The organism is Myxacorys chilensis, assembly GCF_059505265.1.
Genome location: NZ_JCACKG010000313.1, coordinates 23,756 through 32,206 on the forward strand (window position 1 = coordinate 23,756; position 8,451 = coordinate 32,206).

Sequence of the window (8,451 nt, forward strand, 5' to 3'; positions counted from 1 at the left end):
AACAATCCGGTCAGACTCGCCGCATTAAAATTACGTTTAATCCTTGGCTGCGATAGCGAGTGTAACGCTCCCGTACATCCACTGGACCCTCTTGTGCTGTAATTTCTTCAAATCCAATGCGGTGATAAAACGCCTGCAAATGGCTCCAAGGAATACAGTAGCATGGCTGATTCGCAAGCTCGATCACGACGTGCTCTAGAAGTTTGGAACCAATACCTTGACCCTGAAAGGTTGGCTCAACTTGCATACCCCGTAGTGCCACATATCCAGCTTCCGGACAAAGTTGAGCTGTGCCAATCACTTGCTGATCCTCGAGTGCAACAAACACGGTTGCTGTCGAATTCAAACTGCCTGGGTATTTGACTTTGCCATAGAACCTTTCCACAGCGTCATATTCGCCAGGGTCCGCCTTCCGAATCACAATTCCCTTCATTCGTAGCCTCATGTCTCAATCAATTAAAGCAGTTTTCTAATGCAGGGCTCCAAAAAATTGATCCCAGACGGCACCAATTCTACTCAATCAGGTTACTTTCGCGATCTCAGAAATCGTGACGTAGAATGTGTCGATTTGCCTAATATAGTCCCTATCAAAAAAGGGATATATTTTTGGCAGTTTCAGCTTTCTCTTGAAGGCTTTGATCTTCCTAGCTTTCAGGTCGCGATGGGAGAAGGGAAAACGCTCTATCAAAAAACGGTCGGTTTTTAATAAGGGTTGGTGCAGGATGGATAGTCCTAAGAACATGACCATACAGTACACCTCAGAGCAGATTGTTAGCAATTATCTTTGATATGCAAGTAGCAGAATGTTGATGGATGGAATATATAACTGAGACAAATCGCCATTAATGCTACCTCCTATTTGCGACTTTAAAGACACATGAGCATCCACATTACGACGAATATCTGATAACACTGTGATAGCATCCTTGAGAAAAATGCGCTCTGCGCTACTAATCTTCGACTTTGCCTCTAGTCTTTCAAGATTATTCTTATATTTGCCAAGCGTTCCAGTATTGATTTCGTAAGGATGATTAATATTGAGCCGAGTTAATTCCTGTTGGAGCCATACATTAATTGATACCAATACTCTCGTTGCTTCAATGAATCCATATACCTTCGCTGCTTCAGGTGTTGGTAATTCCTCAGAGCCTGTGACCCCCTTTTTTAGGTGGTCATTTTTGCTGATAAGCGAAATTTCATTGCTTAGAAAAACAGATTTTATTAGTGCTTCAAATCCTGTTGAAAAACGCAACCACCATACCCAGTATCCATAAGGATCATTTTCAAGAAGTAATTGTCTTTTTTGTTCTGCATCTGATGCTTCCTGAATTGCGTATGCTGATTCGTCAAACTCAAGAATGTTCAACCAAGTCACCTGATCAATCGCAAATTTGTGTAGTGCCTTAGGAAAATCACTAAAATCCTGAGTTATGGTCATTTGGTTAATACTTTTTTTGATTGCTAACGTCGTCGAGCTTACCAGCGTACGAACCAGCTTGGCTAAAAACCGGAGAAGATCGTCCGTACGTCCGGTGCAGTGAGCAGTTAGGGTTGAAGTGGAACATACTAGAGCGAATCCCTGAACTACCCTCTCATTGTTTTATAACCATGTTGCGCTTTCTGCTCTGCTTCAACCAGCCATTCACTGAAAGCACGGGCATCATCACCATGCTTATAAACAACCCAAAGACGATCCCATTGAACCTGAAGCATCTCGGGAATTGCTGTAACAGGACAATCCATGGAGCGATACCAGTCATCACCTTCGCAGTAGGGCATCGAAAATTGACGAGACTCAGGTGTAAAGACAAGGGCGTATACTTCAATCTTTATTTTTAAATTTTTGTCATCTCGGCACGTGATTTCTATTTTCACTGTATTTCTCTACTGCTCGAATGATGTTTTATTTGACACCTAACTATTGAGTTGAACCGCACCGAGTAAATCAAGCAGCACCAACTTTAGTTGGTAGTGCAGTTAACTTTGCCACTGTTTGCAGCACGTCGGTTCCAACGAAATGTTCTACGGAACTGGCGTGGATGTAGTGTTCCCAACCGGTAACATTTCTATCCAGTTCTCGTGGAACTATTATTTGGACTGAAAGTCTCTGCCTAAGATCCCAAATTTAGTCGCTTAGCCCGACAGGATTTCCGCATAATACCCCTCGACAGGGATCGTAGCCCGCAATCTTCCGTATTTCTTCCAACAGAAAACATAGTGCTGTCCGTCTAAGATCCCGACTCGCAACATTACAGCGCTGGGAATCGTCATGATGGAGCCACGACCGAGGAAACTGCTCTAAGTGAAGCATTATTCGTATCGCACTGATTGGAAAAGCTGCTACAAATCAAGGTGAAGAACTCTGTTTCCACTGGTTGCACATCTCGTGGGGACAACTGTGCTTCCTCTAGCGAAAAAGGGGTAAGAAACCCAGGCAGGGTAAAGGGAATAGATTCTTTTTGCGCTCCATCAGAAAACAAGCCTTTTTTGATGAGGCGGTAAGCATTACCCGTGAGCATCTGCCATCCGATTACAATTCCAGTTCATAAATCTGGGCAATCTCCTCGGCTTGAATCCCCAGATACGCTAATGTCTGCTGCTGTGTTGCATGCCCAAACGCTTCCATCAGCAACGGGACTGCTGTTCCACGCTCCAGTCGCTGCCAGTAGCCCCAAGTCTTGCGCAAGCTGTGGCTACCATACTTGCCTTTCAATCCCACATGCTGACACCACGTTTTGACCATTGTGCTTACAGTGGGAACCGTCAAGCAACCGCGCTTGCCCTGGAATAGGAACGCCTCATCGGGAAGGGGACAGGTATCGAGATGCTGAGCAATCGCCTTGACCACCGCTCCATTCACTGTGACAGAGCGGAACTTTCCCGTTTTGCTCTGCTTCACCCGCAGCACATCGCCGGGTTGCAGGGTGCGCACCTGACCCACTGTCAATGAGAGCAATTCATTCGCCCGGAAGGCAGTGTTAATGCTTAGCACAAACAGGCAAAGATCACGGGGCTGATCGCGCAACAGTTTCTTAATCCGGTCGATCGCTTTTTTATCCCGGATCGGTTCAACCGTGAGGACCGATCCGGGAAGCGGGTGATGCGGATTTTCGCCTTTTTGGAACGCCATGCCAGCCTCAAATTTTTCACTAAGTTATCACAGCTTATAGCCAATAACTTAATGAAAAAAGTTACTCCGAAAAATCAGCGAGGACAGAAAACAGCGCTGAACACTATGTAGGACAAAGAACACAGCCGATTTCCGATTCACTAAGTTTTTCGCAGAAGTTAATGAAATGGACAAGTCAGTTAAAGACGAATTGAACGGGATCTGAGAATCGAGTAGTACAAGCTTGCTTCTCAAAGAAATACTGAAGTTTTCTGTCTAACCGGCTGTCGGAAGGGTATTATGCGGAACATCTGTCGATCTAAGTGTTCCAAACTCCAGAGTTAGGCAGAAACAGTCGGTCTAATGCCCGGAATTAAGACACTATGCTGACATAGAGCAGTCTAAATATCCGTTCTGGCAGATTAGCTGACGATTTTCTTCCTAGTGCATCAAATCGGGGTATTAGAGAGAAAGAGTCGTCCTAATCGATAGTTAGGCTGAAAATTGATACAAACTAAGGACATGACAAATGGAATCTACTTCTAAGAAAGGAGACAAGCCTAGGCTTAAAGACACAGTTGAAATTTGTCAAAGCTTTCTAAATATCCTTCGAGATTCTTCAATATTTTTAATATTTCTCCTGCTTTTACTAAATCCTGGGGTTATTAATAAAATTCTAAATAAAGCTGGTTTTGTGGAAGGAGAAATAGCTGGCTTTAAGTGGAAGAAACAGCTTGAAAAAACTGATGATAGATTAATTGAGGCTACAAATCAAATTGATATTCTAAGGAAGAGACTAGAAGAATCAAATAACGCCATATCTAAGCTAAACGAAGACAAAATTAAAGATCAAGGAATTGAGGAACAGATAAACAAAAATCAAGAAGCTCTCCGAGGGGCAAGCTCTGTTAATTCTGGAATACAAACCACCTTAGAAGCTAATACTTCACTTTTAAATCCAAGAGTAAATACAGGACTTGATTCCCTAGTCAATATTGTAAACGAATATAAAATCCAAATTTTTTATAATGAAAGTAAACCCGACCAAAAAAAAGTGGCTTTTGAAGTAAAGGATGCTTTAGAGAAATCAGGCGTTAAATCTACTATTCAGGTTCTTCCTCAGCTTGACAAAGCATCTTCTAATCAAATCCGATACTTTGCCGAGACTGAGAGGGAAGTAGCATATGCTTTGCAAAATGTATTAGGAGAGGCTTACCCTAAGCGCAGCTTTAAGTTACAAACTGTCTACACTTCATCTCCCGGTTCAATTTCAATCTTTTTAGAATCCTAGCAATTTCAATATTCGGTAATGTTCTAGGTTGTGTTGATATTTCAGCGAAGTTCAATCAGCAAGGCTGTGAAATAAAAAGCCACTTCTAATGGTTTGTTGTATTCCTGACTCATGTTTGCAGCATCTTTAACAAGTGAGACACTCATTGCGACATTTCCCTTAAAACCTTGCTAAAGCAACTTTTTTGCCTTTAGGGAATCTATGGATATGATGTACGTCATATTCTGCATGCAATGCCCTTGCAAAAGCCTCATCTCCTAAAACAGCCGGAGGTTAGTCGATTCGTTCGAGAGTTACGTCAACTAACTGCAATGACACAAGAGCAGTTCGGGGTGCAAATAGGGGTGTCTTACGAAGCGATTAGTCGAAGAGAGAATGGGAGAATGCAACCTTCATCTTTGGCACTTCGACAGCTAGAACGAATTATGCAAGAACTAGATGACTGTAACCAAGAGTTGCTGAGCTTATCTTTCTTCAAAAGCGAGAAAAATTAGGGCTGGTAATATGCCAAGAATTTTCGACAACATCGAACTAAAGCTTTTGCCAGCCCTTAAAGACAACTTAAGAGCGGCGAAACGGGCTGACTTCTGCGTTGGCTATTTCAACCTCAGAGGATGGCGGCTGCTGGATGAGTTGATCGAGCAGTTTTCGGGCGGTGAAGGAAGCTGCTGCCGTTTGTTGGTGGGAATGCAGACTCTCCCCAAGGACGAATTTCATGCTGCCCGTTCTCTCGGCTCTGGTAATCAAGGCATTGATCAGGGTGAAGCGGTTCGGCTCAAAAAGCGTATCGCCGAAGAGTTTCGAGAACAACTTATGGTTGGCGCGCCAACCAATCAGGACGAAGCAGGATTACGGCGACTGAGTGCCCAACTAAAATCTAAAAAACTGATCGTCAAGTTATTTCTACGCCACACCCTACACGCCAAACTCTATTTGGTTCACCATCCTGATGCGATTAACTCTCCGATCGTTGGGTTCTTAGGCAGTAGCAATCTAACTCTGGCAGGTTTGGGCAAACAGGGCGAATTAAACGTCGATGTGCTTGAACCAGATGGAACGAATAAGCTGCAAAAGTGGTTTGACGATCGTTGGCGTGATCGCTTCTGCGTTGACATTTCAGACGAGCTGGTAAAACTGATCGACGAAAGTTGGGCACGAGAAGAACTGGTTCCGCCCTACCACGTCTATTTAAAGATGGCTTACCATCTTTCTCAAGAAGCTCGTACTGGCTTATCTGAGTACCGAATCCCTCGTGACTTTGGCGATCGTCTATTCGACTTTCAAAAGGCGGCTGTCCAAATTGCGGCTCATCATGTCAACAAGCGAGGTGGGGTGCTGGTTGGTGACGTGGTTGGCTTGGGAAAAACGCTAGTTGGTACTGCCCTAGCGCGAATTTTGCAGGAAGACTCATTTCTTGAAACGCTGATCATTTGCCCTAAAAACTTGGTACAGATGTGGCAGGACTATGTACGTGAATATCGGCTCATTGCCGAAGTGTTGCCAATCAGCCAAGTTCAAACGAAGCTACCCAACCTGCGACGCTATCGAGTCGTGCTGATCGACGAGAGCCACAACCTGAGAAACCGCGAAGGGCGGCGTTATCGAGCAATTCAAGAGTACATTGCCTTCAACGAAAGTAAATGTATCCTTCTTACCGCCACCCCCTACAACAAAACCTATTTGGATCTCTCTGCCCAACTGCGATTGTTCATTCCTGAAGACAAAGATTTGGGCATTCGACCGGAGCAACTAATCAGCAGCTTAGGCAACGAGATGGAGTTTCGACGGCGACACTCCCAAATTCCTGTTAAATCCTTGCGAGCTTTTGAGCAGAGTGAGTTTACCGATGACTGGCGGGATTTGATGAAGCTCTATATGATTCGTCGCACTCGCAGCTTCATCAAAGATAATTACGCCAAGGTTGATGACGGTGATGAGCGCAAATACCTAGAATTTCAGGATGGTTCGCGCTCCTATTTCCCAACCCGTTTGCCCAAAACTGCCCGATTTGCGATCGGTAGCCCATCAACTGACCCTTATGCCCGCCTCTACTCAGATCAGGTTGTGCAGGTCATCAACGATCTCAATCTGCCGCGCTACGGGCTGGGTAATTACGAAGTATCTCGCCACGCTCAACCTCCCAGCGCCGCAGAACAGCTAGTCCTGAGTGGGTTGTCTCGCGCAGGACGGCGACTGATGGGATTCTGCCGCACCAACCTGTTCAAACGACTCGAAAGCAGTGGGCAAGCATTCATTCAATCGATTGAACGCCACGTTCTGAGAAACTTTATTTATCTCCATGCCATTGAGAACGAGTTAGACATCCCGATCGGCACACAAGAAGCTGACTTATTGGACACTCGCTATAGCGATGAGGACTCTGACTCGATCGCTGCCACCTTATTTGATGCTGAGGCTGATGATGAAGCAACGGCTGACGCTTCCACAGAAGAACTGTCTGCCCAGGCGGAAACCGAGTATCGTCGTCGAGCGGCTGAGGTTTACAGCCTTTATGCCTCGCAGTATCAACGCCGTTTTAAGTGGGTTCGCCCCAATTTATTCACAAAACGGTTGGCAACTCATCTGCTTGGAGATGCCCGCTCCTTAATTGGTGTGCTGAGCTTTTGCCCGGTTTGGGACGCAGAGCAGGACCAAAAATTTATGGCACTGGTTCAACTACTGGAAAAAGAATATCCAACGCGCAAAGTGCTGATTTTTAGTCAGTTTGCTGACACCGCTAGATTTTTAGGAACTGAGTTGAAAGCCCGGAGGCTGGCTCAAGTTGAATATGTGACAGGGAATTCTGCTGACCCAACCATGACTGCCTACCGCTTCAGCCCAGAGAGCAACGGCAAGCGCGACACGATTCCCCCCAGCAATGAACTTCGAGTTTTGATTGCAACCGATGTGTTGAGTGAGGGTCAAAACCTTCAGGATGCCGCAATTATTGTCAATTATGATTTGCCTTGGGCGATTATCCGACTAATTCAACGTGCTGGACGAGTAGACCGAATTGGACAGAAGTCAGACGAAATTTTCTGCTATTCCTTTCTTCCTGCCGAAGGGGTTGAGCGATTAATCAATTTGCGGGGCAGACTCCGGCGCAGGCTTCAGGAAAACGCTGAGGTGGTAGGCACAGACGAAGCCTTCTTTGAAGATGCGGCTGACCAGATGATTCTCGACCTCTATCACGAGAAAGCTGGAATTTTTGACGGCGAGGAGGATAGCGAAGTTGATTTGACCTCAGAAGCCTTTCAAATCTGGAAAAATGCCACCGACACTAATCCAGCTTTGAAAAGAGCGATCGAGCAATTGCCCAACGTGGTTTACTCAACTCGTACTCATCTTTCCACGGCAACGAAACCAGAAGGGGTGTTGCTGTATATGCGAACCACAGAAGGCAACGATGCCCTAGCATGGGTCGATCGAGAGGGAAATAGCGTTACCCAGTCTCAACTGGCAATTCTTCGCATGGCGGCTTGCGACCCAGAGACACCAGCTTTACCCCGTGATGCCCAGCATCATGAACTGGTAGAGAAAGGAGCCAATTTGATTGTGGAAGATGAAAAGCGGGTTGGCGGTCAGCTTGGTAGACCGTCAGGGGCGCGATTTCGCACTTATGAGCGGCTGAAGCGTCATGCAGAAGAAGTGAAGGGAACACTGTTTGAATCGGCTGACTTGCTCAAGGCGATCGACGAAGTTTATCGCTATCCGTTGCGGCAGTCTGCAATCGACACGCTGAATCGTCAACTCAAAAGCGGTGTGAGCGACCAGCAGCTAGCGGATTTGGTGGTTGCACTTCGTATGGATGACCGATTGTGTCTGGTCAATGAGGACGACGAGCCGCGAGAGCCGCAGATTATCTGTTCAATGGGACTTTTTGAAGGGCAGGGCTAGAAATTATGCAGATTGATTTAGAGCGATCGCGGCAATACCTAAAGCAATTTCAATTTCAGCCTTTATTTGTTGAAGAGTTGGGGTGGGATAACTGCCCCTCTCAACCCCTTCCGCTCTTGATCGAGAACAAGTCCTATACGCTTAAGCCCGTTGC

At 45.7% G+C, this 8,451-nt stretch carries 9 protein-coding genes; 4 read left to right on the plus strand and 5 right to left on the minus strand.

Translation table 11 applies throughout. From position 1 onward, the window contains the following. Positions 1-10: 10 nt before the first annotated feature. On the minus strand, positions 11-433 hold the full coding sequence (locus AC5JLB_RS30965) for a GNAT family N-acetyltransferase (RefSeq protein WP_495877666.1): 423 nt from the start codon (positions 431-433) through the stop codon (positions 11-13). A gap of 39 nt (positions 434-472) precedes the next feature. Between AC5JLB_RS30965 and AC5JLB_RS30970 the strand changes: the two genes are divergently transcribed. Beyond that, on the plus strand, positions 473-706 hold the full coding sequence (locus tag AC5JLB_RS30970) for a hypothetical protein (protein WP_495877667.1): 234 nt from the start codon (positions 473-475) through the stop codon (positions 704-706). A gap of 72 nt (positions 707-778) precedes the next feature. Here the strand turns inward: AC5JLB_RS30970 and AC5JLB_RS30975 are convergent, their stop codons facing one another. From AC5JLB_RS30975 to AC5JLB_RS30990, 4 genes are all read right to left on the minus strand, one after another. Further along, on the minus strand, positions 779-1,438 hold the full coding sequence (locus tag AC5JLB_RS30975; protein ID WP_495877668.1) for a hypothetical protein: 660 nt from the start codon (positions 1,436-1,438) through the stop codon (positions 779-781). A 146-nt stretch (positions 1,439-1,584) separates the two neighbouring features. Next, on the minus strand, positions 1,585-1,875 hold the full coding sequence (locus tag AC5JLB_RS30980) for a hypothetical protein (protein ID WP_495877669.1): 291 nt from the start codon (positions 1,873-1,875) through the stop codon (positions 1,585-1,587). Positions 1,876-2,133: 258 nt separating this feature from the next. After that, on the minus strand, positions 2,134-2,271 hold the full coding sequence (locus AC5JLB_RS30985; protein WP_495877670.1) for a hypothetical protein: 138 nt from the start codon (positions 2,269-2,271) through the stop codon (positions 2,134-2,136). 259 nt (positions 2,272-2,530) lie between these two features. Then, positions 2,531-3,130 (minus strand): site-specific integrase, encoded by a 600-nt coding sequence (locus tag AC5JLB_RS30990; RefSeq protein WP_495877671.1) that lies wholly within the window; start codon positions 3,128-3,130, stop codon positions 2,531-2,533. Between the two features lie 508 nt (positions 3,131-3,638). Between AC5JLB_RS30990 and AC5JLB_RS30995 the strand changes: the two genes are divergently transcribed. From AC5JLB_RS30995 to AC5JLB_RS31005, 3 genes are all read left to right on the plus strand, one after another. Then, complete coding sequence (locus AC5JLB_RS30995) at positions 3,639-4,400, plus strand: hypothetical protein (protein WP_495877672.1); 762 nt, start codon at positions 3,639-3,641, stop codon at positions 4,398-4,400. 233 nt (positions 4,401-4,633) lie between these two features. Further along, on the plus strand, positions 4,634-4,894 hold the full coding sequence (locus tag AC5JLB_RS31000; RefSeq protein ID WP_495877673.1) for a helix-turn-helix domain-containing protein: 261 nt from the start codon (positions 4,634-4,636) through the stop codon (positions 4,892-4,894). Positions 4,895-4,904: 10 nt separating this feature from the next. Then, a complete protein-coding gene (locus AC5JLB_RS31005) occupies positions 4,905-8,297 on the plus strand; it encodes a helicase-related protein (RefSeq protein ID WP_495877674.1) in 3,393 nt (1,130 codons plus the stop codon). Positions 8,298-8,451 lie beyond the last annotated feature (154 nt).